General features: G+C 55.1%; 23 protein-coding genes, 1 tRNA gene and 1 pseudogene. 7 read left to right on the forward strand and 18 right to left on the reverse strand.

Annotated features, from left to right (window positions below):
* Positions 1-8: 8 nt before the first annotated feature.
* From MNODULE_RS16990 to MNODULE_RS17010, 5 genes and pseudogenes are all read right to left on the reverse strand, one after another.
* Positions 9-1,091 (reverse strand): annotated as a pseudogene (locus tag MNODULE_RS16990) (delta-60 repeat domain-containing protein); the annotation flags it as partial.
* Positions 1,092-1,113: 22 nt separating this feature from the next.
* A complete protein-coding gene (locus MNODULE_RS16995) occupies positions 1,114-1,785 on the reverse strand; it encodes a hypothetical protein (RefSeq protein WP_168062037.1) in 672 nt (223 codons plus the stop codon).
* Positions 1,786-2,039: 254 nt separating this feature from the next.
* Positions 2,040-2,837: a protein phosphatase 2C domain-containing protein gene (locus MNODULE_RS17000; RefSeq protein WP_168062040.1), complete on the reverse strand. Its 798-nt coding sequence runs from the start codon at positions 2,835-2,837 to the stop codon at positions 2,040-2,042.
* Between the two features lie 277 nt (positions 2,838-3,114).
* The gene (locus tag MNODULE_RS17005) at positions 3,115-4,467 is read right to left on the reverse strand and encodes a sigma 54-interacting transcriptional regulator (protein ID WP_168062043.1); all 1,353 of its coding nucleotides are present in this window, start codon (positions 4,465-4,467) and stop codon (positions 3,115-3,117) included.
* A gap of 3 nt (positions 4,468-4,470) precedes the next feature.
* Positions 4,471-6,585 (reverse strand): serine/threonine-protein kinase, encoded by a 2,115-nt coding sequence (locus tag MNODULE_RS17010; RefSeq protein WP_168062045.1) that lies wholly within the window; start codon positions 6,583-6,585, stop codon positions 4,471-4,473.
* 194 nt (positions 6,586-6,779) lie between these two features.
* On the opposite strand from MNODULE_RS17010, the gene MNODULE_RS17015 reads away from it, so the two are divergent.
* Positions 6,780-7,340, forward strand: a complete 561-nt coding sequence (locus MNODULE_RS17015; RefSeq protein WP_168062048.1) for a Uma2 family endonuclease — start codon at positions 6,780-6,782, stop codon at positions 7,338-7,340.
* A gap of 44 nt (positions 7,341-7,384) precedes the next feature.
* Complete coding sequence (locus MNODULE_RS17020) at positions 7,385-7,627, forward strand: hypothetical protein (RefSeq protein ID WP_168062050.1); 243 nt, start codon at positions 7,385-7,387, stop codon at positions 7,625-7,627.
* Positions 7,628-7,678: 51 nt separating this feature from the next.
* Here MNODULE_RS17020 and MNODULE_RS17025 read toward each other — a convergent pair whose 3' ends face one another.
* From MNODULE_RS17025 to lepA, 13 genes are all read right to left on the reverse strand, one after another.
* Positions 7,679-8,824: a DUF4388 domain-containing protein gene (locus MNODULE_RS17025; protein ID WP_168062052.1), complete on the reverse strand. Its 1,146-nt coding sequence runs from the start codon at positions 8,822-8,824 to the stop codon at positions 7,679-7,681.
* Positions 8,815-10,647 carry a tetratricopeptide repeat protein gene (locus tag MNODULE_RS17030; protein ID WP_168062055.1) on the reverse strand — a complete coding sequence of 611 codons (1,833 nt, stop codon included), beginning with the start codon at positions 10,645-10,647 and terminating at the stop codon, positions 8,815-8,817. The genes MNODULE_RS17025 and MNODULE_RS17030 overlap by 10 nt, the downstream gene beginning before the upstream one ends.
* Positions 10,637-11,233: a glycerol-3-phosphate 1-O-acyltransferase PlsY gene (gene plsY, locus MNODULE_RS17035; protein WP_168062057.1), complete on the reverse strand. Its 597-nt coding sequence runs from the start codon at positions 11,231-11,233 to the stop codon at positions 10,637-10,639. The genes MNODULE_RS17030 and plsY overlap by 11 nt, the downstream gene beginning before the upstream one ends.
* A 3-nt stretch (positions 11,234-11,236) precedes the next feature.
* Positions 11,237-11,851, reverse strand: a complete 615-nt coding sequence (pgsA, locus tag MNODULE_RS17040; protein WP_168062059.1) for a CDP-diacylglycerol--glycerol-3-phosphate 3-phosphatidyltransferase — start codon at positions 11,849-11,851, stop codon at positions 11,237-11,239.
* On the reverse strand, positions 11,838-12,755 hold the full coding sequence (locus MNODULE_RS17045; protein WP_168062061.1) for a lysophospholipid acyltransferase family protein: 918 nt from the start codon (positions 12,753-12,755) through the stop codon (positions 11,838-11,840). Before MNODULE_RS17045 ends, pgsA begins: the two co-directional genes overlap by 14 nt.
* A 15-nt stretch (positions 12,756-12,770) precedes the next feature.
* A complete protein-coding gene (locus MNODULE_RS17050) occupies positions 12,771-13,307 on the reverse strand; it encodes a KdsC family phosphatase (protein WP_320412488.1) in 537 nt (178 codons plus the stop codon).
* Positions 13,308-14,279 (reverse strand): KpsF/GutQ family sugar-phosphate isomerase, encoded by a 972-nt coding sequence (locus MNODULE_RS17055; RefSeq protein WP_168062063.1) that lies wholly within the window; start codon positions 14,277-14,279, stop codon positions 13,308-13,310.
* 117 nt (positions 14,280-14,396) lie between these two features.
* Complete coding sequence (kdsA, locus tag MNODULE_RS17060; protein WP_168062601.1) at positions 14,397-15,200, reverse strand: 3-deoxy-8-phosphooctulonate synthase; 804 nt, start codon at positions 15,198-15,200, stop codon at positions 14,397-14,399.
* Positions 15,201-15,321: 121 nt separating this feature from the next.
* Positions 15,322-16,944, reverse strand: coding sequence for a CTP synthase (locus MNODULE_RS17065; RefSeq protein ID WP_168062065.1), 1,623 nt, complete (start codon positions 16,942-16,944; stop codon positions 15,322-15,324).
* Positions 16,941-17,750, reverse strand: coding sequence for a 3-deoxy-manno-octulosonate cytidylyltransferase (gene kdsB / locus MNODULE_RS17070; protein ID WP_168062067.1), 810 nt, complete (start codon positions 17,748-17,750; stop codon positions 16,941-16,943). Before kdsB ends, MNODULE_RS17065 begins: the two co-directional genes overlap by 4 nt.
* Positions 17,747-18,733, reverse strand: coding sequence for a D-glycero-beta-D-manno-heptose-7-phosphate kinase (gene rfaE1 / locus MNODULE_RS17075; RefSeq protein WP_168062069.1), 987 nt, complete (start codon positions 18,731-18,733; stop codon positions 17,747-17,749). Before rfaE1 ends, kdsB begins: the two co-directional genes overlap by 4 nt.
* Positions 18,734-18,822: 89 nt before the next feature.
* A complete protein-coding gene (lepB, locus tag MNODULE_RS17080; protein ID WP_238339607.1) occupies positions 18,823-19,440 on the reverse strand; it encodes a signal peptidase I in 618 nt (205 codons plus the stop codon).
* Positions 19,441-19,442: 2 nt separating this feature from the next.
* On the reverse strand, positions 19,443-21,293 hold the full coding sequence (lepA, locus tag MNODULE_RS17085) for a translation elongation factor 4 (RefSeq protein ID WP_168062073.1): 1,851 nt from the start codon (positions 21,291-21,293) through the stop codon (positions 19,443-19,445).
* A 317-nt stretch (positions 21,294-21,610) separates the two neighbouring features.
* On the opposite strand from lepA, the gene MNODULE_RS17090 reads away from it, so the two are divergent.
* From MNODULE_RS17090 to MNODULE_RS17110, 5 genes are all read left to right on the forward strand, one after another.
* The gene (locus MNODULE_RS17090) at positions 21,611-23,053 is read left to right on the forward strand and encodes an adenylate/guanylate cyclase domain-containing protein (protein WP_168062076.1); all 1,443 of its coding nucleotides are present in this window, start codon (positions 21,611-21,613) and stop codon (positions 23,051-23,053) included.
* 98 nt (positions 23,054-23,151) lie between these two features.
* Positions 23,152-23,736 (forward strand): tetratricopeptide repeat protein, encoded by a 585-nt coding sequence (locus MNODULE_RS17095; protein ID WP_168062078.1) that lies wholly within the window; start codon positions 23,152-23,154, stop codon positions 23,734-23,736.
* Positions 23,737-23,786: 50 nt separating this feature from the next.
* Positions 23,787-24,083, forward strand: a complete 297-nt coding sequence (locus MNODULE_RS17100) for a hypothetical protein (RefSeq protein WP_168062081.1) — start codon at positions 23,787-23,789, stop codon at positions 24,081-24,083.
* A 58-nt stretch (positions 24,084-24,141) separates the two neighbouring features.
* Positions 24,142-24,217 (forward strand) — tRNA-Phe (locus MNODULE_RS17105).
* Between the two features lie 372 nt (positions 24,218-24,589).
* Positions 24,590-25,369: a hypothetical protein gene (locus MNODULE_RS17110; RefSeq protein ID WP_168062083.1), complete on the forward strand. Its 780-nt coding sequence runs from the start codon at positions 24,590-24,592 to the stop codon at positions 25,367-25,369.
* The last annotated feature ends 110 nt before the right edge of the window (positions 25,370-25,479 follow it).

Genomic DNA, 25,479 nt, shown 5'->3' on the forward strand with positions numbered 1-25,479 from the left:
ACCAGTGTGGAGGAGTATCCAGCGACCACGATTTTGCCGTCGGGCTGAATGACGACTGCCTGACCGATGCTACCGGTTCCGATGGGTGTGACGACGGTGCCACCTGTGCCGGTAGTTCCAAAAGAGGCCGTATCGAGTGTGCCATCGATATTGTATCGTGCCAGAGTGAAATGGTTTGGCCCGCCTGTGTTAGAGTATCCAGCGACCACGATTTTGCCGTCGGGCTGAATGGCGACTGCCTGACCAATGCTAGTATTTCCGATTGGAATGGCGACGGTCCCGGCGGTGACGCCGCTGCCGAAGGAAGTGGTATCAAGGGACCCCGGAGTAACCACCAATACTGGAATAGTTGCACTCTTCGCCGGGTCGGCCTGGCTGGTCGCCACCACATTGTATATTCCCGGCACCGCAGGTGCAGTATAGGTGCCGCCTGGTGTGATCGATCCGCCGCCTGTCGGTTCTTCCAGACTCCAGTTAACTCCCTGATTTGCATTTTGTGCGATGGCGGCCGTGAAGGTCTGAACACCGTTCGGAGGAAGAATCGCCGCGCCGGGATTTACGACCACTGAGACCTCAGGCTTGAGATCGGGTCTGGTCCAGGCGTCGCTGGCGGATCCGAAGATCTCCACCTCGTTGAGGTTGGTGAATCCGTCGCCGTCGGTGTCGGGATAAACAAGCGCTCCGGCGTTGAAGGGGACCGGGGTGTCGACATTGGCCTGAATGTTGACCGTGATGGCAGGGGCGGTAGCGATTAAGGCATTATCGATAAAATACTGAATCTCGAAGGTATGCTGTCCGACCGGAAGGTTGGGGATGGTCCCAATGACCCGGTCGTTTTGCGTATCGACTTGCAGATTAACGATTTGGACACGGGGGGTTCCCCCATCGACGATCACCTTCGCATTCAGTCCGGTCCGAAGCTTCTGCAGCTGCGTGGGAATCGGGGAGGAGAAGTTGTCCGCCGCGCCGGGACCGATCGTGGTCTGCCGATCGCCGGTTTGGCCGCAACCGGCCAGGAAAAGGGCGAGGAACAGTCCGGTGAAGATCAACGTGAAGGGGAACTTGAGAAAGATGAATTTAAGAGAGCGCATAAAAAACGGTTACCTCTATATGTTAAGGGGTCGGTCCTGAAACGGTCGCGGAGCCGGTTTGTCCCCCGGCGCCGCCGCCACCGCCCCCTCCACCGCCGCCCCCTCCGGCTGCGGCCGCGCCGACCACAACAACCCCCGCAACGGCCCAGACCCACCATTTCTTATACCAGGGTTTCTCGGGGGAGGCGTCTGTCTTCAGCGCCGTCTGTTTTTCTTCCGCCGGGAAAACTTTCTCGGTAAAGGCCTCTTCGGTTTCTTCCTTTTCAGGGGCCGCGGGGGTCACGGTCAAAGTGAGCGGGGAGAAGGAGAAGCCGCGCAAGGCGATGTTTCCGGCCTGATCGGCGGCCTGGATGTAGTATTCGAGGCCGGGCTCGGCGATATCGTCCTTCGGGATGGAAACCGAGAAGGTCCCTTTCGGCAGCCGTTCCATGTTGATGGAGGAGTACTCATCCGCTCCGATCGTACGGTAATAGAGGGTGGCCTCTTGGATCTCCGTATTATCGACAATCGTCGCCTGAATATTCACCGATTCGCCCGACCGGAAGGTTTGCGCCGGGGGCTCGTGCTGGATCGTGGGAGCGATCAGGTCCGTGTCGGCGACCAATCTCAGAGATTGGGCCCACAGAGGCGCGGTCGGGATGACGAGAAAGGTATAAAAAGCGATGAAGCTGAGGAGCAATGCTCTGTTTTTCATAGAAGACCCGTATGGATGGGTTGCGTAGGAAGTGAAAACTACCAGGGTTTGAAGGGCAAGTCAATCAAAAAATGCTGGGGGGGGATGATTAATGAAATTAAGTTTGGATGCGACAAAAATGGAGGGACATCCATAACAAACAAAATAAATGGTATTCCGTTACGTGTAGGGGCGAATCTTGCTTGCACTGTTCCACCGTGCTTGCACTGCACCACCGTGTATTCGCCCAGTCTGGGCGATCACAAGGATCGCCCCTACAAAGGGCGCACCAAAACGCAGGTAATGTTGTCTTTTCCGCCGTTTCGGTTGGCCTCTTTGATCAGGATGTCGCAGGCCGACTGGATTGAAGAAGGGGAGGAGAGGACCTCCTCGATGCGCGCGTCGGAAACCATATTGGTGAGGCCGTCGGAGCAGAGAAGAAAAAGATCGCCCGGTTGGAGAGGCTCTTCCAGAAGGTCGATTTTGACTTTGGTCTCCACGCCGACCGCGCGGGTCAGGATGTGCTTCAATTTGGAGGGGAGTGTCGCTGGAGCGGCCTTTCCCGAAGGGGGCTGCATCGCGGCGAGGGTGTGGTCTTGCGTCAGCAGCGCGAGGCGGCCGTTCCGCAGGCGGTAGGCCCGGCTGTCTCCCACATTCGAAACGATGGCTGTCTCCCCGGAGAGGGCCAGGGCGACGATCGTCGTTCCGACGGTTCCGGGGCCGGTCAGGGTCTCCGTTCCGTCGAAAACTTTCACCTTCTCCTGGGAAAATTGATAGATCCGGCTGTTCGCTTCCTGAATCGCCTCCGTCAGCAGAGGGGCCGGTTTTTCTCTGCCGGAAGAGAGGAATTTTTTCGACACGGTTTCCACCGCCATGGTGCTTGCGACCTCTCCGAAGGAGTGGCCCCCCATCCCGTCGGCCACCAGATAAAGGCCGGCTTCGTCCGAGAGGAAGAGCGCGTCTTCGTTGTGGGCCCGCTTTGATCCGATATCGGTCAAACCGGCGCTTTCGGTTTTTCCGCCGGTTTTCTCCTCATTTCTTTTGAAGTGATTTTTAAGACTATTCCAAAGCACCGGCATCCTCCCATGTCCATTCTTATGGAGATCTCGATAAAAATGAAAAGCAAAGCCTATGCCGGATAAATGGAGACTTCTTATGGATGCGCAATACCGGCCTAACATCTGAATTAGACAGAGAGATTTCGAAAGGACGAAGAATTGTTCCGAAGATTAAGTCATCGATACGGAAGATCTGATTTCAAATTTTTGAAATGAGTTTAAAAGGTTTGAAAAGTGGAAGGGGAGAAGAGGATCAAATTAAAGTAGTGGATGAGGTTTGATCAAAAGAGAATTACATGTTGGCGCTTCGTTTCGCCGCTTCGCGGAGGTTGATCCCATACTTTTTCAGCTTGTAGTAGACTGTTCCCCGGCTGACCTTCAAGGTCTCCGCCGCCTTGGCGGTATCCCAACTGCTTTCTTTGAGAATTTTAAGAAGCAGCTCTTTCGAAATAGCATCTAGCGGGGCTTCCTCTTCCATCTCTGCGGGGCTGTTCCAGGCCTCGGAATCGAAAAGAAGGGTCTCGTCCAACAACTCAGGGGCGCGGGAGCGAACGAGCGCGCTGTAGAAAGCGTTCTCCATCTGTCGGACATTGCCGGGCCAATCGGCGGCCTGAAGGCGATGGAGCGCTTCATCGGTCAGGACCGGCCTGGCCGGGAGATTTAATTCTTCGCCGAGCCGCTCGATAAAATGGGCGGCGAGAAGCGGGATATCTTCTTTTCGATCCCGCAGGGGAGGGAGGAGAATTTGAACGACCTTGATCCGGTAGTAAAGATCGGCGCGAAAGGTCCCCTCTTTGACCGCCCGCTCCAGATCTTTGTTGGTCGCGGCGACGACGCGGGTATCGACCGGGGTCTCGCGCGCGCTTCCCAGCCGCATGACGACCTTTCCCTGGAGGAAGCGGAGAAGCTTCGCCTGAGCGGCCGGGCTCAATTCGCCGATCTCGTCGAGAAAAAGGGTTCCTTTATCGGCCTCCTCGATCTTTCCCTTCTGGGTGGTTTGAGCGCCGGTGAAGGCCCCTTTTTCATGTCCGAACAGCTCGCTTTCGATCAGATCGAGCGGGATGGCGGCGCAGTTGACGGCGATGAACGGCTCGTTTCTTCGCGCGCTTGCTTCGTGGATCGCCCGGGCGACCAGCTCCTTTCCGGTCCCATGCTCTCCCCGGATCAGGACGGTGACCGGATGACCCGAGACATCCTCGATGAGGCGGTAGATCTGCTGCATCGACGGGCTCTCTCCGATCAAGATTCCGAAATGGCTGCGGAGAGGAGCGTTGGAAGCGTAGGCCTCTTGTCGTCGATCTTTTTCTTGCAGGACGGCCTGGGGTGTTTTCTTCGGAATCGGGACGGTGTGATCCTCCTGCCGACGGGAGCAGTCGATCTCGAACGGGTAGACCCCCAACTTGCACTGCGGGGGGAGAAGGGTTGATCCGGCGACCGGTTTCCCGTCGAGAAGAACGCCGTTCGAGCTCCGGTCCTCCAGGCGGAAAGCGTCCCCCTCCTGCGCAATCACCAGATGAAGCCGTGACACGTGTTGATTGGGGAGGACCAGGTCGTTCTCGGAAGAGCGGCCGACGGTAATTTCACCTTTGGACAGAAGCGAGCGCTGAATGAGCTTTTTGTCGAGATAGACTTTGAATTCAAGCATGCCTTACCAGAGCACCTTCCCCCAGCCCGCTCCCTCTTTTCGAATGAGCACCTTGCTCTGCTTCCATTCGTCCGGGGGGGGAACGACCTTGCCGTTTCGGTCAACCAGCCGGGTGATCACCACATTGGCGGAAGCCAGCTCTCCGGCGAGCGAAAAGTTGGCGATGGAGATTTTGACGACCGGATGGTCGCGGAAGATCTCTTGCAGGATGCGGGTCCGGCCGTCGGAGAGATTGCTGATTTGCATCAGGGCGGCCATGTCCCTCCCTTCGTAGGCTTTTTTCAACTTCGATAAAATCTCGCCGACCACCTCGATATCGGGCCGCGGCGGAACGACCGGCGTCGGCGGGGTCTGTTTTGCGATCTTCGTTTCGGCCGGGGGGGGCGGGCCGGAGGGTTTGGCGGGATTTTCCGGGGCGGCCTTCGGCGTTGCTACGGCCTCTTTCTTCATCGGTTTGGGGCTTGGCGCGGAGGTCGCCTTGGCGAGTTGCATCTGCGCCTCCTCTTTCGCTTTTTTGAACCCTTGGTCGGCGCGGACGAAAAACTCTTTTGCCTTCTCCAGGGTCGCGCCGGCCTCTTCATATTGCTTCCGGTTCATCAATTCGCTTCCCTCTTGGAACGCCTTGGCCCCTTTCCTTTCCAATTCGGCTGCATGCAAATAAAGCTGGGAGGCGCGATGACGGGCATCGAGTCGATCGGCTTCAAAATTCGATTCGGAGACGTTGCTCTGCGCTTTCCGCGCCTCGGTCTCGATCTCATTCGCTTTCGCCTGCGCGGCCTCGATCGGATCTTCCTGTTTCGGTTCCGGAGGGGCGGGGGTGCTGACCGGAAGGGGAGCCGGCGCCGGTTCAGGCGGCGCGACCGGCTGCTCCACCGGACGCGGCGGGGGCGGGGAAACTGCCGCCACCGGCTCGGGAGCCGATTCCGAATCAGAAGAAAAGAAGTAGACCCCTCCGGCGATCAGGACGACCAATCCAACGATGCCGGCGAAGATCGGGACCAATCGTTGCCCTTTACCCGCGTGCGTCCGGCCCGACGGGGGAGGCGGGGAGAGGGTATGCGTTTTCTCGGGAAAATCGGATCCCGGTAAGGGAACGGGGGTGAATTTTCCGGTCGACGGGCGTTGAAGGGGAGGGGGCGTTTTCGGAGAAGAAAATTCCGCGCTTCTCTTCGGATCCGCTCGGCCCGGGAGCATCGTCGTCGACTCTTCTTCGTCGACCGGTTGTCCCGGCGCCGGCGTGGCGTCCGAAGGGAGGGAGATCGCCCGCGTCATCGTCCGATCGAGGGTATCTTCGTCGGGATTCTCATTTCCGAGATTCCGGATTTTCTCGATCAAAGTTGCCGCGTCCGAAATGCGCTCCTGCGCCTGTTTTCTCAGCAGCGATTGGACGAGCGTTTGAATGGGGGAGGGGATATGATCGGGGAAGGTGAGGTTGAATTCCTGCGGCTCGTAAATCAGCTTGGCGATGATCGACATCCGGGAGAGCCGCTCGAACGGGGTCGTTCCGGTGAGCATTTCATAGAGGACGATGCCGAGCGAGTAGAGATCGCTCCGTCCGTCCATCGCTTCTCCGCGCGCTTGCTCCGGCGACATGTACTCCGGGGTGCCGATGATCTGGCCGGTGGCGGTCACGGAGATTTCGTCGGTGGCGGCGGCGATGCCGAAATCGGCGAGCTTCACCTTGCCGCGGCTGTCGACCATGACGTTGCTCGGCTTGATATCCCGGTGGACAATTCCTTGCGCATGGGCATAGGCGAGCGCCTCGGCCATCTGCAGGGCGACCGAGAGCGCCTGCTCCAGAGAGAGGGGGCCTCTCTCCAGGATGACCTGCTTGAGGTCCTTTCCCGGAAAGAACTCCATGACGATGTATTGCGCGTTCTGGTCTTCCGAAACGTCGTAGACGCGGATGACGTTCTCATGGTCCAGCCGGGCCATGGCGCGGGCCTCGCGCTGAAAGCGTTTCACAAAGGAGGTGTCTCCGGTGTATTGGGCGTGAAGGACCTTGAGGGCGACGGTCCGGTTGAGCGATTTGTGGATGGCCTTGTAGACGATCCCCATGCCGCCGCGCGCGATCTCCCCCTGGATTTCGTATTTACCGGAAAAAAGCTGGTTTTCCATCGGAGAGCCGCTGAAAGGTGATGAATCGGTTGACGTTTCGGTTCAGACTTTTTATAGACTGCCTGTATTCATACCCCAAAATTGGCTGGATTTCAACTGAATTTGTGGGGGGAGGAAGGGCAGGCGGCGGTTTGACATTTCATATGGGTCTTGTTATCTTCAAATCATGAATTTTTAGGAAAGTGAGGAAGACCATGTCATCCCGAACCCATCGGGTCAAATTCACCTATGAAGATTACCTCCTCTTCCCGGAGGACGGGAAGCGCCACGAACTGATCGACGGAGATCACTTCATGACCCCTTCGCCCTCGACAAGGCATCAACGGATCTCTTTGAAACTGGCAACGGCCTTTGAATTTTTTCTAAAAAATAACCGGTTGGGTGAAGTCTTCGACGCTCCGATGGATGTGGTTCTCTCCGAGACAGACGTCGTTCAGCCCGACCTGCTCTTTATCTCTTCGGGAAGGGCTTCCATCGTCACCGACAAGAACATTCAGGGAGCGCCGGACCTCGTCGTCGAAATCCTCTCCGACGGCACCCGTAAGACCGACGAAGTGATCAAGCGAAAGCTCTATGAACGCCACGGTATCTCGGAATATTGGGTTGTCGATCCGGAGCTGGAGACGGTGAAGGTTTACCGGACATCCGAGAAGGGCTACACCCGCGCCGCCGAGCTTTCCCGCGAAACGAACGATACCCTCAACACGCCACTCCTACCCGGCTTTCAGATTCCACTCAGCGAAATCTTCGCATAAATTCCATAGTCCTCTTAAGATCGGTTGTTGTGGGGGGCGGCGATTTGAAGGCAGAGCAACTTTTCTTCTCAAAGGCAAAAAGCGCGGCACTGCTTCTTGTCTTTCTTCTGATCGTCTCAACAATAACGGGATGCCGAGTGAAGATCGCCGGTGACGACTACATAGTCGGTCCATTTCCCACGTCTAATCGAGGAAAGGAAGACCAAAATCGAAATGTTCAAGAGCCGGCACCCAGAAAAATGGAAACGAAAATAGAAGATAAAGAAGATAAGGACAAGAACAGATGATTGTAACAAGTAATGTCCGATAATATATATTATGTAAAATTTAAGAGGTTTTTAAAGAGAGGACAAGCGAAAGGTATTTCCGGTTAGTTCATACTTCCACTTTGATAAATCAATCCGCCGCTCCCTTTTTGAATTCAACAATCCTTCCGCTGTGAGCTGTTGAAGCGCATCAGGATACCGGCCGTATCTCAAATAATAAAGATCGAGCGCAAAGAGAAGATTGTCCCGCTCGATTCCCGCCCGGAGGGTCCTCATCTCCAGAATCGGTTGGACGGCATTGGAAAGGGTTACATAAACCGACTTGAAGGCGACAATTGAAAAAATCACCATTGCGGCAATGGTGATGCTGTTAAAAATGATTCGGATAATCTGCTGCTGCCTGGAGAGCTCTTTAAATGTGAAGCCCGACTTCTTTCGCTGGCTTTTTAACGACTCTTCCTTTGCCTTGATCCTTCCTTGAGAGATCAACTCGCTGAGCGCCTTGAAAACGGGAAAGGTCCCCATCTGCGCGTGGTCGACGATCTCCTGGACCGTCCGTTTCCCGTCGATCCAGGGGAGCAGCCAGGCCCCTTCTTCTTCCTCCGGCTCGGAGAGGTTTGCCATCGATTCGAAGGAGTCCTCCTCCTTCTTTTCAGACTCCTCATCGGCAGGCGCCGGGGCGGGCTCTTTGGGGAGCACCTCGAAGACCATCTCGGTGGAGGGAACTCTCTTTTTGAGGAGGGGCCATTCATCGGTCCGCGTCGCCCCTTCCATCAAAATGGAGTCGGTGCTCAGCGGCTCGATGAGCTGGGAGTCGTACGACGTCTCTTTGGCCTCAAACTTATAACTTCCCGATTTCCATTCGAAGAGCGAGAAGACCGTCTCTTCGGTCAGGATTCGATTTAATTTTTTGACCTCGTCGGCCGGAAGGTGTCCCGCTTGGACCAGGGCCCGCGCAAGCGGTTGGTTGTCCCTTTTCTGCGCCCTGAGAAGCGCCTTCAATTGATCGCTGCTGATCTTCTCCGCTTTGATCAGATTGTCGGCGAGCCGCGCATCTCCCTCCCCGTCTCCCGCGGAGATGATTTGCCCCTGGTTGAACTCGATGAAGAGGGTGGTCTTTTCGCGGGTCAGCCTCAGAACCCCCTCTTTCTTTTGAAGGAGGATCATCTGGAAGATCTCGGGAAGTCCGAACTCTTCGATGGAGCCTTCTAGAGCCATGATTCATTGCTCCAAATACGCATCAGGTCGAGTGTCGACGCGATGTAGAGAAACACCATTGCGACGGGACCCCAGATCCATCGGCCGCTGTGCAGGTGCCAATGCGTTGATGAAAAGAGGACCTCGCCGAAAAAGAGATAACCGGCGAAGAAGTAGAAAAGAGATAAAAGGATAAATCCGACCACGGCCCGCTTCATGGCGAAATGCCCGCCGCCGGGAAAGAGAAAGAAAGGAAAAAGCCGGCGAGGAACCTTTTTTTCCTCGGACTCCAGAAGGGCCATATCGCTTTTCTTGATCGATTTGAACTGGGTTCCGCACTGTCCGCAGAGATGATAACTCAAGAGGGTTCTCCGGCACCGATTGCAGATCGCCTTGTGGCAGAGGGCGCAAAAAGAGGCGTCGTAGAATCGCTCGAAGAGGAATGAGGATATTCCCAGTCCGAAAAGCAGCAGGAGGGCAACGACCGCGGATCGGCGAAGGGGGATCTTTCCGGCCATCCCCTGCCAAATTTTCTCGGCATGAGCGATCTGTTCCGGATGGGGCGTCACCGCCTGGCGCCAGAGGTCCATCTTTTCGAATCGCTCATCGATCAAGGGAAAATTGGGGAACTGGACGCTTTTTCGCGTGTAGCCTTCCACCCTGCCGTTATCCAGTGCTTTGGCGATTTCATACTCCCGGGTGCCTTCCTCAAAGGAGAGCATCTCCCGATAGGCGAGGCTCATATTGTAATGGGCCGAAACGAGTCCCGATTCGGCGTTCAACGCTTGCCGATAGAGATCGATCGACCGGGGATATTCTTTCAGGTAGAAAGCGAGATTGCCGAGATTGTTTAAAACCATTCCGGGGCGTTCATCGAGGGCTTCTTGATAAATCTCCTCGGCCCGGCGGTAATCTCCTTTTTGCGTCTGATAAGAAGCATGGATCACCGCCCCCCGCCAATCCGGTTCGGCCAGGTCGATTTCCGGCGGCGACCAGAAAAAATCTTCCTGATGGTTTCGGACCATCTGATTCAGCATCGGACTTTTCGCCGTAAAAAAGGTGAGAAGAAGGGGAAGGCTCCAGGCGGATAACCCGACGGCGATCAGAAAAACAACGGCGATCCCCTTCTCGGAGCGGCTGTAAAATCCCCAGAAGAGGAGAAACGAGACCGAGAGGAACCATAAAATCGAAAGGCCGAAGACGAAAGGAATAAAAAGAATGCCGGCGAAGAAGAGCCCCGCCGAGACCGGATGAAAATATCCCCGCGATCCTTCATAGATCTTATGAATCCAGAGCGGACTGTATGAGAAGAACGAAAAGAGCAGAAAGGTCAACAACGCAAGAAGGATTGCGAAAAAGAATAATATCAGAAAGGTCCCGGCGATCGAATGAGAAAACCAAAAATCATTGACTGTCAGTTGAAGGGCCGTGAAGTAGTGATTGACCATCGCGGGAAGATCGGTCTTGCGGCTTGTCCAGACGAGGTGGGAGAGAAAAAAGTGGGGCGCCGGCGAAGCGGGGGAGAAGGCAGCGGCCGCCTCCCCGATCCGCTCCGCCTCGGCGAGATCGCCCCGCTTTATCGCTTCCTCCGCTTTCAAGAGGAGGTAACCGGCGGCCAAATCGGATCGCTCGATCCCGCGGTCGGTTTTAAAGGTGTTGATCTGGCCCGATTTGAGGATCTCTTCAAAAGAAAGGGTCGGAGCCGGTTCCGGAGCCGGCACGGATGCGACCGGGATCTCTTCCGCGACAGCGGTTTCTGCGATCACAGCGGGCGCTTCCGCTGTCGTGACCGAGGGGGTCGATAAAATAAAGACCACCCATAGGAAAATGATTTTATCCTTCATTGCGATGGGCCTGCTCTTCCCGACCGGCGATCAGCCGCTGAATGTTCTCCTTATGTCGAATATACACCAAAATTGAAATTATGGTGGAGAAGAGGACAAATTTCATTTCTGGTTTTAGGAGAACCGCCAGGAAGGGAAGGGCCGCAAACGCCGAGAGGGCGCCCACCGAGGAATATTTGCTAAAGGAGATCCCTGCGATCCAAATCAGCAGGGCGATGAGGGCGATGAGGGGGGAGATCCCCAGAAAAACGCCGAAGCTGGTGGCGACCCCCTTTCCCCCTTTGAATTTGAGGTATACCGGGAAGATGTGACCCAGGATGGCCGAGAGACCGGCCAGAAGAAGTCCTTCTTCCGGAAGATTAAAAAGCCGGGCGGCGGCGACCGGGAGAAGCCCCTTGAGGAGATCGCCGATCAGGGTCAAGGCGGCCGCTTTCTTCCCCGCCACCCGCATGACATTGGTCGCCCCGATGTTTTTGCTTCCCGCTTGCCGGGGGTCGACCCCCCCGCTGAATTTCGAAACGAGAAGGCCGGCCGGAATCGATCCGACGAGGTAGGCGATGATCACCGATCCGAATTCAATCAGCATCGTCTATTTGACCTTCATCAAATTCACCTGCCGGCCGAATTTGATGAAGTATTGTCCGGCGGAGTAGAGGGCGAGCGCCGTCGCGATCAGAAGAAGGAACAGGCCGATCTCATGAAAATAAAACGCGGGGAGGTCGGTGATCAAGAAAATAATCGCGACCGTCTGAAGGAACATCTTGTATTTCCCCGTCCCCTCCGCGGCGATGATCACCCCTTCGGAGGAAGCGATCGCCCGGAAAGCGGTCACGGCGAATTCCCGCCCGATGATGACGATGGCGATCCATGCCGGCACGCGGCCATTCGCGACCAGCAGGATCAGGGCCGACACGATCAAAAGCTTGTCGGCGACCGGATCCAAGAATTTTCCGAATTGGGTCACCTCCTTCCGCCGGCGGGCAAAGTAGCCGTCGAGGAGGTCGGTCAAGGAGGCGACCAAAAAAATCACCGAGGCAATGATCGCCGATGAGGTGGACGGCCGCGAGAAGAAAAAGATGAAGAACGGGATCAGCACGACCCGGAGAATGGTGAGGATATTCGGCAGGTTCATGACAGATCCGTTGACGTGTTGTTTTGGGATGGGGGCGGAAGCGGGATGGATATCACTTTTATTCTGGACCATTTTTCTCCGGCTTCGTTTTCCAGCGTCGATGCATCCAGACCCATTGATCGGGATACTGTTTGATGTGCTCTTCAATTCGGGAGGTAAAGCGCGCCGTATTGATCTCAACGTCTTTTGAATGTTCGGTGCTCTGCGCCAGGGTCATCGGTTTCTCGATGCTGATCCGATGATGGTCGTTCGGAAGCCGCGTGATAAAGCACATCATCGTCGCCGCCCCGCTTCGCAGCGCGAGCTCCGCGGCGCCGGCCGGAGTGTATGCTTTTTTGTTGAAAAAATTGACAAAGACGCCGTTGACCTTGGTGTCCTGATCGATCAGAAGACCGAGGATTTCTTTCTTTCTCAGAACGCCTAAGATTTTCTTTGACGAAGAGGGGCTCCCCCGGCTGATCGTCTCCACCTGAAAGCGGGATCGATGTCGCACGATCCATTCGTCGATGCGCGGGTCGTAAAGGGGGGCGGCGATCACATGGAGCGGATAGCCGCGAAGCGACAGCGCCGCCGCCATCAGCTCCCAATTGCCGAGGTGGCCGGTAATCAGAATCGTTCCGTTTCCCTCGCATTCGGCTTCTTTGAGATATTCTTCCCCTTCGATTGTAATCAACGACTCGCTCTGCTCGGGCTTCAGGTTTCCGAAATTGATGATCTCAATCAGCCCCTTCCCCAGATTTTGAAAACTCTTTTTCAGAATCTGGTGGAGCTCCCGCTCCGGTTTATCGGAGCCGAAAGCGATCCGAAGCCCCTCCAGCGACTTGGCCCGTTCTCTCCGGAGAAGGTAATAAAGGAGGGAGCCGATCACGCCGCCGAGGCGAACCCCCCATTTCCAGGAGAGCGGCCGGGTTAAAAAAGCAACCGAGGTCAACGCGGCAAAGATGAAGGAGCGAACGAGTTTTTTCGAAATTTTCATGGCGGACTCTTTAAATTAAGAAAACGGTGTTTTCGTGTGTGAAGCCTGAGCAGAGAGGATGAAATCGATGACTTCCCGAACGGCTCCCTCCCCTCCCTTTTTTTTTGTGACCCAATCGACTTCCTGTTTGACGGCATCGACCGCGCTGGCGACCGCGATCGAAAAGCCGACCCTCCGAAGCAAAGTAAGATCGATCAGATCGTCCCCGATGAAAGCGACCGCTTCATCTTGCAGACGATGTTTTGCTTTGATCATTTCGTATGCGGCCTCTTTGTCCCGGCTTCCCTGATGCACATCCTCGATGCCGAGCTCTTTGGCCCGCCAAGCGACCACGGTCGAAGATCGGCCGGAAATAATTCCGACGCCGATCCGGGCCTTTTGCAAGAGCCGGATGCCGTGGCCGTCATAAATCGAAAACCCTTTGATCTCCCGTCCGTTCTCATCAAAATAGAGGGTTCCGTCGGTCATCACCCCGTCGACATCAAGAAGGAGATAGCGGATTCGCATCGCCTTCCGCCGTCGCTGAGAAAGGGGGACCGGCCGGCGCTTCACTTAGACGACCCCTTTTTTGAGGAGATCATGAAGATGAAGGATGCCGTCGACATGCCCGTCGGACCCCGCCACCACGAGGGTGGTGATCGCGTGCGACTCCATCATGTGAATCGCCTGCGCCGTCAGCGCTTCCTTCGAGATGGTTTTCGGACTCCGATTCATCACCTCGCGCGCCGGCAGGGAAAAGATATCGCGTCCTTCGTGATCGATTTTTTTGATCAGCCGCCGAAGATCGCCGTCGGTGATCACCCCCGCCAATTTTCCGGCGGCGTTTAACACGGTCGTCATCCCGAGTTTTTTGGCGGTCATCTCCAGGACGACCTCTCTCATCGGCGTCTCCTCGGCCACTTTCGGAATGTTGTTCCCGACGTGCATGGCGTCTTCGACCTTGAGCAGAAGTTGTCGCCCAAGGGAGCCGCCGGGATGAAAGAAGGCGAAGTCCTCTTTTCGGAATCCCCTCTGCTGAAGGAGCGCGACCGCCAGCGCATCTCCCATCGCCAAGGTGGCGGTGGTGCTCGCCGTCGGCGCCAGCCCGAGCGGGCAGGCTTCTTCCCGAATCGAAATATCGAGGATGACATCGCTCATCTTCGCCAGGGTCGATTTGACGTTTCCGGTCAGGGTGATCATTTTTAGATCCATCCGCTTGATCGACGGCAAGATTCGAAGGATCTCCTCGGTCTCCCCGCTGTTGGAGATCAGAAGGGCGACATCTTCTTTCGAGACCATGCCGAGGTCGCCGTGGATCCCCTCCGCGGGATGAAGAAAAAAGGCCGGGGTGCCGGTGCTGGCGAGGGTCGCCGCGATTTTCTTCCCGATCAACCCTGATTTTCCCATGCCGACGACCACAATGCGGCCTTTACTGTTGTAGCAAAGCGCGACCGCCTCGACGAATCGGCCGTCCATCCGATCGATCAGATCGGTGATCGCCTGGGCCTCGATTCTGAGGACCCGCTTGCCTTCTTCCAAGATCATGGGATTCCTTGAGTTCGCAGTGAGATGATTTTTATTTGCCATTTGCCATTTTCCATTTTTCATTTGCCATCGACCAAATGATAGATGGAAAATGACCAATGGAAAATGAAAAAATAGTTAACGCTCTCCTCCGTCTTCCAGCGCTCGGAGAATCCGTCCGACCTGTCCAAGGAGTTGATTCAACTGCCCCGGATCGATCATGTTCGGCCCGTCCGACGGAGCCTGGTCCGGAGAGGGATGGACCTCCAGAAAGAGGCCGTCGCAGCCTGCGGCCACGGCGGCCCGCGTCAACGGCAGGACGAACTCCCGCTGGCCGGAGGAGACTTTCCCCCCCCCTCCCGGCAGCTGGACGCTATGGGTGCCGTCGAAGACGACTGGATAGCCGGTCCGCCGCATGATGACCAGAGAGCGCATGTCACTGACCAGATTGTTATATCCGAAGCTGGCGCCCCGTTCGGTCAGGAAGATTTTCCGGTTCCCGGTCGACTCCAGCTTCTCGACCACGTTAGCCATGTCCCAGGGGGCGAGAAACTGCCCCTTCTTCACGTTGACCACCTTGCCGGTTTTTCCGGCGGCGAGGAGCAGATCGGTCTGCCGGCAGAGAAAGGCCGGGATCTGCAGCACGTCGAGGACCTCGGCGGCGGCGGTCGCTTCTTCAGGCCCATGAACATCGGAGAGGACCGGAACGCCGACCTTCTCTTTCACCTTTTGGAGGATTTTCAGCCCCTCCTCCATCCCCATTCCCCGGAAGGAGCTGACGGCGGTCCGGTTCGCTTTGTCATAGGAGGATTTGAAGATGAGCGGAACCTTGTGCGCGGCGGCGATCCGGGCGATCTGCTCCGCCGTCTTTAAGACGAGATCTTCGCTTTCGATGACGCAGGGGCCGGCGATGAGAAAAAAAATCCCATCCCCTAACCGCATCCTTCCGATCTCGACAGAGTGAGGCAATCGCTTCTCCTAAAAAATATTTTCCATTTGCCATTGGTCATTTATCATTTGCCAATGATAAATGGAAAATGAAAAATGAACAATAAAAATTTTCTCAGCCCCCGGCCCGTTTATGTTTCAGCGACGCCTTGATGAACTCCCGGAAGAGGGGGTGCGGCTCTTGCGGCCGCGATTTAAACTCGGGATGGAACTGAACGGCGAGAAACCAGGGGTGGTCCGCCAGCTCGATGATCTCGACCAGCTTCCCATCCGGGGATAAACCGGAGAGGACGAGTCCCTGTTTGGTCAGAAGCTCCCGGTACCGGTTGTTGAATTCATACCGGTGGCGGTGCCGCTCGGAGACCTCGGTCTGCTGATAGGCCTCGTAGGCTTTCGTTCCCTTCTCCACGCGGCAGGGGTAGGCGCCGAGCCGCATCGTCGCCCCCTTCTCTTGAACGCGGCGCTGATCGGGAAGGAGATCGATCACCGGGTCGGGGCTTTTCGGTTCGAATTCGGAGCTGTTTGCCTTGGAGAGCCCGGCGATGTGTCTGGCAAACTCGATGACCGCGCACTGCATCCCGAGACAGATGCCGAAAAAGGGAATCTCCCGCTCCCGCGCATATTCAATCGCCGAGATCTTCCCCTCGATTCCCCGGTTTCCGAAGCCGCTCGCCACGAGGACGCCGTGGGATCCCTTCAGGACCGGTTCGACCCCCTCCTCTTCCAATCGCTCGCTGTTCACCCAGTCGATCACGACCCGCACCTTGTTTCCGATTCCGCCGTGAATCAGCGACTCGCAAAGGCTTTTGTACGAATCTTTGAGATCGACATATTTCCCGACGAGGGCGATTTGGACTTCGTCCTGAGGGTGTTTGATGACCTGAACGATTTTCTCCCAGCTCTTGAACTGCGGCGCCTTCGCCTTCAGCTTCAACTTTTTGATGATCGTTTCGTCCAGTTTTTCTTGGTGAAAGACGAGCGGCACCTCATAGATGCTGTCGACATCTTTCGCGGTAATGACCGCTTCTTGCTCGACGTTGCAGAAGAGGGCGATCTTCCTTTTCAGATCGGCGGAAATAAAGCGGTCGGTCCGGCAGAGGAGGATGTCGGGCTGAATGCCGATCTCGCGCATCTTGTTGACGCTGTGCTGGGTCGGCTTGGTCTTCAGCTCCTCGGCCGCCTTGATGAACGGGACCAGGGTGAGGTGAATATAGAGGACGTTTTCTCTTCCGATGTCGAAGGGAAACTGGCGGATCGCTTCCAGAAACGGGAGGCTTTCGATATCGCCGACCGTCCCGCCGATTTCGACGATCGCCACGTCGATTCCGTTCCCGACCGCCTTGATGCAGCGCTTGATTTCATCGGTGATGTGGGGAACGACCTGCACCGTCCCGCCGAGATAATCTCCCCGCCGCTCCTTGGTGATGACGTTGTTGTAGATTTTTCCGGTGGTGTAGTTGTTTTTCTTCGACATCCTGGCCGAGGTGTAGCGCTCGTAATGCCCCAGGTCAAGATCGGTCTCCGTGCCGTCGTCGGTGACGAAGACCTCGCCGTGTTGATAAGGATTCATCGTGCCGGGATCGACGTTGATGTAGGGGTCCAGTTTAAGAAAGGTGATCGAGAGCCCGCGGGATTCGAGCAAATTCCCGATCGCCGCGGCCGAGAGACCCTTCCCAAGGGAGGAAACCACGCCGCCGGTCACGAAGATATATTTTGTTTTGGTTTGCTTTTTCTTCACTGGAACCCTCCGAGTGCTAAATTGCGTGAGGAGTCGGCATTTAAAATCTCTTTCGCCTTGACCAGATCTTCCGGTGTATTGACCTCCCAGAAAAAACGGGCCTCTTCTTTTTCAATCTCAAGGACGCGGACCCTTCCCCCCTGTTCCAGAACGCGGAGCTGCTCAAGCCGCTCCATCTTCTCCAAGCTTCCCTCCGGCGATTTGGCGATGTGGAGGAGAAAATCTTTGTGGTAGAGATAAATACCGTAATGTTTATAAAAGGTGAATGCGCCCTTTTTGGAGAACGCGTCTTTTTCAACGTAAGGGATGGGAGACCGCGAAAAATAAAGGGCCTCTTCCCGTTCATTCGAAACCACTTTGACCGAATGCGGGGAGAAAACTTCTTCCTCGCTTGTGATCGCCGATTTGGCCGTGATCAAGTCGGCCTCCCCTCGTTGGATCAACTTGCCGCCGCTTTCAATCAGCCGGTCGAGCGTTGCGGGCTGAAAAAGGGGGAGATCGCCTTGAAGGTTCATGACCTGTAAAGCGGGGAACTGCGCGGCGACCTCCGCCACCCGCTCTGTCCCGGTCCGGTGATCCGACGAGGTCATCATCACCTCCCCACCGAAGCGTCGGACCGCTTGAGCGATCCGTTCGTCATCCGTTGCAACCAGGATACGGTTCGGGCGCTTTGCCGCCGTCGCCCGCTCCCAGACATGCTGGATCATCGGTTTTCCGTTCAAATCGGCGAGCGGTTTTCCCGGAAACCGGGTGGAGGGATATCTCGCCGGGATGACCACCAAAACCGAATCCGCGGTCATTTTCATGAGAGGGCTTTCTTCAGCATCGCTTTTTCGATTGCCGTCGTTCCGACCATCCCCACGACCACGCCTGCGGCATGATTGGCCAGCCGCGCCGCGGCCGGCAGCGGCGCCCCGGCCGAGACGGCGAGCGCCAGGGTGCTGACGACCGTATCGCCGGCGCCGGTGACATCGAACACCTGTCTTGCCTCGGTCGGAATATGGGTGGTCTCCCCGCTTTTATCAAAGAGGCTCATCCCCTGCTCCCCGCGCGTGATCAGGACCGCCCGGCAGCCGAGCTTTTTCAAGAGCGCTTTCCCGGCTTGGTGGAGGGTTGCCTCGTCTTCAATATCAACCCCCGACGCCTGTGAGGCTTCCAGATGATTGGGGGTGACGACCGTGACTTTTTTATAAAGAGAGAAATGGTGGACTTTGGGATCGACGATGACCGGGATACCTCGCCGGAGTGCCAGGGGGAGGATCGATTCCAAGAGACCTTCGGTAATGACCCCCTTGGCGTAATCGGAAATCACCATGCAGTCGATCCGGTCGAGTTGGTCGTTGATGAATTGGATGAACTTCTTTTCAGTTTTATTTGAAATTTCGCCCTTTTTCTCGTGATCGAACCGGACGACCTGTTGTTGGTGGGCGACGATCCGCGTCTTTTTGGTGGTCGGCCGCTCTTCCTCGACCACAATCCCGCCGATCTCGACCCCTTTGGACTTCAGCTCTTCCGACAACCACCGTCCCGCTTCGTCGGCGCCGATGACGCCGCACAGAATTCCCCGGCCTCCCAATGTAAGAATATTGTGGAGCACGTTTCCGGCGCCGCCGAGCAGCACCGACTCCCGCACGACATTGACGACCGGGACCGGCGCTTCGGGAGAAATCCGCTGGACATTTCCCCAAATGTAGTGGTCGAGCATCAGGTCCCCGACCACCAGGACGCGATGTCCATCGAACCGATCGAGGTACGGCCGAAGCTCTTTTTTAGACACCGCTTCGGTCATGGCTGGACTGTTCCCTTGTGAAAGAGAGGCGGTTTTCTTTTTCCGTCGAGAAGAGGACATACCCTGGAGGTCCTAATTGACGTCCTATATTAATGGATCAATTTTCCGATTCGGTTCCAGCGGACCCAACTCGCCTCGCCATCCCACGACCAGTAGATGATAAAGGCCTGGCCCTTGATCTTGGAGAAGTCGACGAATCCCCAAAAGCGCGAATCGAGGCTATGGTCGCGGTTGTCTCCCATGACGAAGTAGGAATCTTTCGGGACGGAGACCGGGCCGAAGTTGTCCCGGTCCGGCACGGAGTGCGCCGGATTGTCGTCCTCGTGGATGGCGTACGATTCTTCCTGTTTCTGGCCGTTCAGGTAAAGTTCTTTGTTCTTCACCTCGATGGTGTCTCCCGGAAGCCCCACGACCCTTTTGATGAAATCTTTCGACTCATCTTTCGGGAAACGGAAGACGATGATATCGCCTCGATGCGGCTCCCGGATCGGAATCAAGGTCACGTCGGTAAAGGGGAGACGAACGCCATAGATGAATTTATTCACCAAGATATGATCGCCGATGTTCAGCGTCGGAATCATCGAGCCCGACGGAATCTTAAACGCCTGCACGACGAACGTCCGGATCACCAACGCCAGGATGATGGCGATGACCAGCGTTTCGGCGTACTCCCGAATCGTCGATTTTAATTTGTTCTCTTCAGGCAAGGCTAATCCTGAACTTTCAGGACTGCAAGAAAGGCTTCCTGTGGAATCTCCACCCGGCCGACCTGCTTCATTCTTTTCTTGCCTTCCTTCTGCTTCTCCCATAATTTCCTCTTTCGCGTAATATCTCCGCCGTAACACTTGGCGGTCACATTCTTCTTCATGGCGCTGACGGTCTCCCGCGCGATGATCTTGCTCCCGATGGCCGCTTGAATGGCGACTTCGAACATCTGTTTGGGGATGAGCTCTTTCATCTTCTCGGCGAGCTGCCGCGCCCGCACCTGGGATTTGTCTTTTGCGGCGATGAAAGAGAGGGCATCGACCGTTTCGCCGTTGAGCATGATATCGACCTTCACCAGATCGGCCTCCCGGTAGCCGATGAATTCATAATCGAGCGAAGCGTATCCTTTCGAGAGCGATTTCAGCCGGTCGTAGAAATCGAGAATCACTTCATTCAGCGGGAGCTCATACTTCACCATGACCCGTCCGACATCGAGGTATTTCATATCCTTCTGTGTCCCGCGCCGATCTTGGCTGAGCTTCATGATCGATCCCAAAAACTCATCTTTCGTGATGATCACCCCTTCGATAAAGGGCTCCTCAAAACCGGCGATCAGGTTGGGCGCGGGGAGCTTCGCCGGATTATCGATGTGAAGCACCTTTCCTTTGACCGTGGTCACCCGGTAGACGACTGTCGGCGCCGTGCTGATGAGGGAGAGCCGATATTCCCTTTCGAGCCGCTCTTTAATAATCTCCATATGGAGCAGGCCCAAGAAGCCGCATCGAAACCCGAAGCCGAGCGCTAAAGAGGTCTCCGGCTCATATTTGAACGACGAGTCATTGAGTCGAAGTTTTTCGAGCGCGTCCCGCAGGTCTTCGTAGCGGTCGGTGTCGATGGTGTAGAGGCCGCAGAAGACCATCGGCTTGACTTCTTTATAGCCGGGGATCGCCTCGGCCGCGGGGCGTTTCGCGTCGGTGATCGTGTCGCCGATCTTCGTCTCGCTGACGTTCCGGATCCCCGAGATGACGCAACCGACCTCCCCGACCGAGAGCGAGGTCGCTTCTTCCGCTTTCGGCGTAAAAACGCCGAGGGAGAGGACTTCGTGCTCGATCCCGTTCGACATCAGCTTAATCTGAGATCCCTTGCGGATCGTTCCATCGACCACTTTGACCAGGACGACCGCCCCCTGGTAGTTGTCGAACCAGGAATCGAAGATCAGCGCGCGAAGCGGCGCATCTGCCTTTCCGGACGGAGGGGGAACGCGGCGGATCACCGCCTCCAAGATCTCTTTGATCCCCTTTCCCTCTTTCGCGCTGGCGAGGATCGCCTCCGAGGCGTCGAGGCCGAGGATATCCTCGATCTGCTGTTTGGTCTTCTCAACGTCGGCGCTGGGGAGGTCAATCTTGTTGATCACGGGGATAATCTCAAGATTGTTGTCGATGGCGAGATAAGCGTTGGCGATCGTTTGCGCCTCCACCCCTTGAGTGGCATCGACCACCAGGAGGGCCCCTTCGCACGCGGCGAGGCTTCGGGAGACCTCATAGGTAAAATCGACGTGTCCCGGTGTATCAATCAGATGGAAGAGATAATCATGCCCATCGTCCGCCCGATACTTTAACCGAACGGCATGGGCTTTGATCGTGATCCCCCGCTCCCGCTCCAGATCCATATCGTCGAGGAGCTGATCTTTGAACTCTCGCGGGGTGACCGCCCCGGTTTTCTCCAACAGGCGGTCCGCCAGTGTTGATTTTCCATGATCAATATGGGCAATAATCGAAAAATTTCTGATATACTCTTGCAAGTCGCACTTCCCTAAAACTATAAACTTTAGAATTATATTGATTTTCGACCCCATTGTCAAAAGGGAAAAGTGCGCTCACCCTTACTTTAAAACGGACCGAATCACGGTTCTACTCACGGTTCTACTGCAGAAGGCCCACCACTCTTCCACGCTTATCCCGGTCCGAGCACACGTGCGTTGCATGGTTCGTTTGCAGGGGCGTATCCTCGACACGCCCCTGCCTTCTTGATGGAAGAAGAATCAAAGAAACCCGTTCATTTTTCTTGCAAAAGGGGGCACAATTTAATAACATTTTAATAAAGTTTTCATTTCAGCTTAATATCTTTCACATAAACTGCGCCTAAGGAGGCTTTCTTTCTTTACTTTCTTTTATGATACTTAAAAAGTTCAACCTGAAAATCAAATTCTCGCTTCTCATCGGCGCCCTGCTTGGTTTGACCCTCTCGCTCTCCTATCTGATTACCTCCCGACTGATGACCGAATCATTGACCGAAGAGGTGACCCTCCGAGCGGCTTCGATCGCCCAGGGGATCGCTCAATACAGCCAAGAGGCCATTTTAACGCGAGACCGGCTCGCCTTGGAAACAATGATCAGCGAAGCCTCCAAAGATCCGGCCATCCTTTATATTTTCATCGTGGACGTAAAACAGAATATTCTCGCTCATACCGATATGACGCAGCAAGGACGAACGTATTCTCCTTCAGTAGGAGGAGGACAGCGGCAGCTCATGGGGGGGGTCGAGTTGCTGACCTCGCATGATCTGGACGGGCGGGAGCGTCTTGACGTGATCACCCCTATTCTCTTCGCCGGTCAACAGGTGATCGGCTCGGTTCATGTCGGTTTTTCCAAAAGGCCGATCTACGAAACGGTCGCGCAATCTCAGAAGAAAATTAGGCTCTTCATTCTCCTCGCCCTCTGCGTCGGTCTGTTGGGAGCGTGGCTGCTGGCCTATGTGATCGTAAAACCGATCCGCCGGCTGGTTCAAGGGGTGAAGGCGATCACAGAGGGAGATTTCCCCCAGATTCAAATGAAGTCGAATGATGAGATCGGCCTTTTGGTTTCAAACTTCAATGAAATGTCGAGAAACCTCCGGGAAAAAGAGTTGATCAAGCGGGCTTTCACCCAATATGTCTCGGAAAACATTTTGGAGTCCTTCCTGCAAAACCCAAAAACCTTGCAATTGGGCGGGACACGGACCGAAGCAACGATCCTCTTTACCGACGTTCGCAATTTCACCGCCCTGGCGGAACAGTTGGAGCCTTCCGAAGTGGTCCATATTCTGAACGACTATTTTGCAGCGGTGGTCGAGGTGGTTCAAAAATTTGAAGGAACATTGGATAAGTTCATGGGCGATGCGGTGATGGCCGTTTTTGGAACGCCGGTCCGCCATGAGAACGACGAGGAACGGGCTGTTCGCGCCGCAATCGAGATGAACGAGCGGTTCCAATTGCTCAAGCAAAAATGGATCCGGGAAGGTTATCCCGAGATCGAAATCGGGATAGGAATCAATACCGGCGAGGTGATTGCCGGGAATGTCGGCACGTTGCAGCGGCTCGCTTATACCGTCATCGGCAACAGCGTCAACATGGCGGCGAGAATCGAAAAGCTGAACAAGCGTTATCATACCCAGATCTTGATTTCTGCGAGCACCTACAAACGTCTTGAATCCATTCTCGATGCGATCCCCCTTCCCCCGACACGGGTTCGTGGAAAATCCGAAGAGATTCAAGTCTATGTCGTTGTCGGATTCCGGACCGATTCCCTCTTTCGAAAAAACGTTGAATTCGGCACCGAACAGTACAAACTCATCTAATCAACATGAGGTCTTGTTTGAGAGCTTTTTTCCTTTGTGTCCTTTTGGGGGCGACTCTGTCTACTTCTTGCGCTCATCTCTCTCCTAAAGAAACAGATTTGCAAGCGGTCGATCCGGCTCCGAAGTCTGCGGAACCTTCCGAGCCGGTCAAGGCAAATCCGCGTCTGGAAGCGGGCGAACAACTCTTGAAGCAAGGGAAGCATAAAGAAGCGATCGTCGAGTTCGAGGCGGCCCTCAAGGCCGATCCTTCAAGCCAGCCGGCGGCTCTGGGTCTCAGATCGGCGCAGAAAAAAATGAAAGAGGAGCGCGAAAAAACCGTCCAGAATTTGATTCAGTTCAATGAGAACGGCCTCCAATTCTACAATCGAGAGGAGTACCTGAGGGCCGGTCTGGCTTGGAAGGAGGCGCTCGAGTTGTTCCGTTCCCAGAATGATCCGACGATGGAACGCGAACTCCCATTTCGAATCGACGAGATCACCACGCATCTGGATCAACTGATCCGTATTCTTGTCGACAAAGGGATTCTTCTCTACCGTCAAGGAGAGCTGCAAAATGCCGTCTACGCCTGGCAGGATGTCTTGATCGTTGAACCTGAACATGCGGAAGCAAAGGACTATATTCATAAAGCCCGGGTCAAAATGGAAACTCTTGAGACGTTCTCTTCCCCCCCTTCCTCGCCTTGACACCCTTCTTCCGACTTTTGTATATTAGAAATATGGAGGAAGGAAAACGGATGAACCCAAACGATGAAGAACCATTTGAAAATGAACGTCTTCAGGGGTTGGTGAAAGAGTTGACCGAGAAGATCAGTCATCTCTTTGCAGAGAACGATCAGATCAAGAAAATCCTTGAGAATATCGAAAAAGAGGGCTATCAGGTCGATCTGGTGGTCGCTTCCCTCAGTCGTCTCCTATCCGATCAAGATGAGCCTGACATCGAAGGAATCGAAGATGAAGAAATCGAAGAGGTTCCCTACGAGTTGAACCCCTTCGACTATGCCTTTCTTCAGGCGATCAAGGTCAAGCCGTAACATTTCAAACAATAACTATTGACAATCTGTACTTCGTTTTGTTACTTTCTGCCTCATTGCCGAGATAGCTCAGTCGGTAGAGCAGAGGCCTGAAAAGCCTCGTGTCCGCAGTTCGATTCTGCGTCTCGGCACCAATTCTTTCAAGCACTGACAATTAGCTTTAGCTTCAACTTCAACTCTCACCGACCGACCCTATTTCTACCACTTACAAATTTATGACTTTCCAAGGCCAGGGCGGCGAGTTCTCTGCCGCCCGGCTATGGGAGAGCCTTGAAGGGATATCCCGCTACCTGAACCTCGCCAAGCCTATCCGCCTCCAAACCAAAACCTCTAAACGATCCTCATGATCCGATCATGACCAGTCCGGTTGTCGGTAGTCCACGGCTACCGGCTGCCCGCCTGTTGACGGCGATTGCAGGACGGCCGTAGGAATGCTCGATATTTTCGCTTGATAGTTCTCTCCCCCCCGCTTTATCATTAATAGAGAAGATGCAAAAGAGGTGACCATGCGAAAATTCGTCCTTCTGGTGGTGGCGGCGCTGATTTCGGTCGGTTGTGGAGATGGAGGAGGCGGTGGAAGACTGGAGGGGGTCGGACCGGGTGAACCCCAAATAACGTCGTCCCCTCCTTCGGCTCCAACCCAAAATGCAAAGATCGAACTCAAAGGCGAGATTAACCGAAGATTCAATTCACTGGGAAACTTGGATTATCTTGGAGAGCTGATCAACAAAGGCGAGGACCCTGCGTGCCTCGTCAAAATCGTCATCGACTCGGAAAATGCCTCCGGCGAATTGATCGATTCCAATTTTACCTATGTTCATGGTTCGACCCTTTCGATCCATTCTGCTGAAACCGATTCCTGTTTGGGACCTGGAGAGGTCGGCGGGTTTCAGATCAACACATCTCTCGAATCGATTCCCGCGTCGGCTTCTGTCGTCATTAGTTGGGATGTCGATACGGCGTCGGTCCCGAGGGTCCCTTCTTTACAGGTCATGCTCGTCGGATCTGTCACTGAAACGATCGACTTTTTTGGTGAGGTAACCCTTCGGGGGCTGATTAAGAATGACTCGGTTTACCCTTTAATCTCCGTTAAAATAAGTTTTGTCGCGGTAAAGGACGGGCTTGTGGTAGGGACTTACTCTGCCTCCGTAAAAGGCTCCAGCTGCGACGCAACCAACACCTGTCTCTTGCCGGGGGGATCAGGATTGTTCGAAGCCGGCTTAAATCTGCCGCCATCCGAATTAGACGGCTATTATTATAAAATAAATTATAGTATCGCTGAATAAAGAGGAGGCAAATGAACCGAAGAAGATGGTTTTCGGAAGGTGAAACGCTCGGTTTTGGGCTGACAAGGAGCTACTTATCGTTCGGATCTTTTGGAGGCTTACAGGCAATC

This window comes from Candidatus Manganitrophus noduliformans (genome assembly GCF_012184425.1).
Classification (GTDB): Bacteria; Nitrospirota; Nitrospiria; order SBBL01; family Manganitrophaceae; genus Manganitrophus; species Manganitrophus noduliformans.

What these genes read in the sequence shown, in the direction of transcription:
- kdsA (WP_168062601.1), bottom strand. Translation starts at nt 15,200, where the DNA reads ATGCGGTTAGGGGATGGGATTTTTTTTCTCATCGCCGGCCCCTGCGTC.
- MNODULE_RS17110 (WP_168062083.1), top strand. Translation starts at nt 24,590, where the DNA reads ATGCGAAAATTCGTCCTTCTGGTGGTGGCGGCGCTGATTTCGGTCGGT.
- MNODULE_RS17015 (WP_168062048.1), top strand. Translation starts at nt 6,780, where the DNA reads ATGTCATCCCGAACCCATCGGGTCAAATTCACCTATGAAGATTACCTC.
- MNODULE_RS17025 (WP_168062052.1), bottom strand. Translation starts at nt 8,824, where the DNA reads ATGGCTCTAGAAGGCTCCATCGAAGAGTTCGGACTTCCCGAGATCTTC.
- kdsB (WP_168062067.1), bottom strand. Translation starts at nt 17,750, where the DNA reads ATGAAAATGACCGCGGATTCGGTTTTGGTGGTCATCCCGGCGAGATAT.
- MNODULE_RS16995 (WP_168062037.1), bottom strand. Translation starts at nt 1,785, where the DNA reads ATGAAAAACAGAGCATTGCTCCTCAGCTTCATCGCTTTTTATACCTTT.
- pgsA (WP_168062059.1), bottom strand. Translation starts at nt 11,851, where the DNA reads ATGGTCCAGAATAAAAGTGATATCCATCCCGCTTCCGCCCCCATCCCA.
- MNODULE_RS17010 (WP_168062045.1), bottom strand. Translation starts at nt 6,585, where the DNA reads ATGGAAAACCAGCTTTTTTCCGGTAAATACGAAATCCAGGGGGAGATC.
- lepA (WP_168062073.1), bottom strand. Translation starts at nt 21,293, where the DNA reads ATGGGGTCGAAAATCAATATAATTCTAAAGTTTATAGTTTTAGGGAAG.
- MNODULE_RS17055 (WP_168062063.1), bottom strand. Translation starts at nt 14,279, where the DNA reads ATGATCTTGGAAGAAGGCAAGCGGGTCCTCAGAATCGAGGCCCAGGCG.
- MNODULE_RS17100 (WP_168062081.1), top strand. Translation starts at nt 23,787, where the DNA reads ATGAACCCAAACGATGAAGAACCATTTGAAAATGAACGTCTTCAGGGG.
- MNODULE_RS17090 (WP_168062076.1), top strand. Translation starts at nt 21,611, where the DNA reads ATGATACTTAAAAAGTTCAACCTGAAAATCAAATTCTCGCTTCTCATC.
- MNODULE_RS17045 (WP_168062061.1), bottom strand. Translation starts at nt 12,755, where the DNA reads ATGAAAATTTCGAAAAAACTCGTTCGCTCCTTCATCTTTGCCGCGTTG.
- MNODULE_RS17005 (WP_168062043.1), bottom strand. Translation starts at nt 4,467, where the DNA reads ATGCTTGAATTCAAAGTCTATCTCGACAAAAAGCTCATTCAGCGCTCG.
- rfaE1 (WP_168062069.1), bottom strand. Translation starts at nt 18,733, where the DNA reads ATGACCGAAGCGGTGTCTAAAAAAGAGCTTCGGCCGTACCTCGATCGG.
- plsY (WP_168062057.1), bottom strand. Translation starts at nt 11,233, where the DNA reads ATGCTGATTGAATTCGGATCGGTGATCATCGCCTACCTCGTCGGATCG.
- MNODULE_RS17030 (WP_168062055.1), bottom strand. Translation starts at nt 10,647, where the DNA reads ATGAAGGATAAAATCATTTTCCTATGGGTGGTCTTTATTTTATCGACC.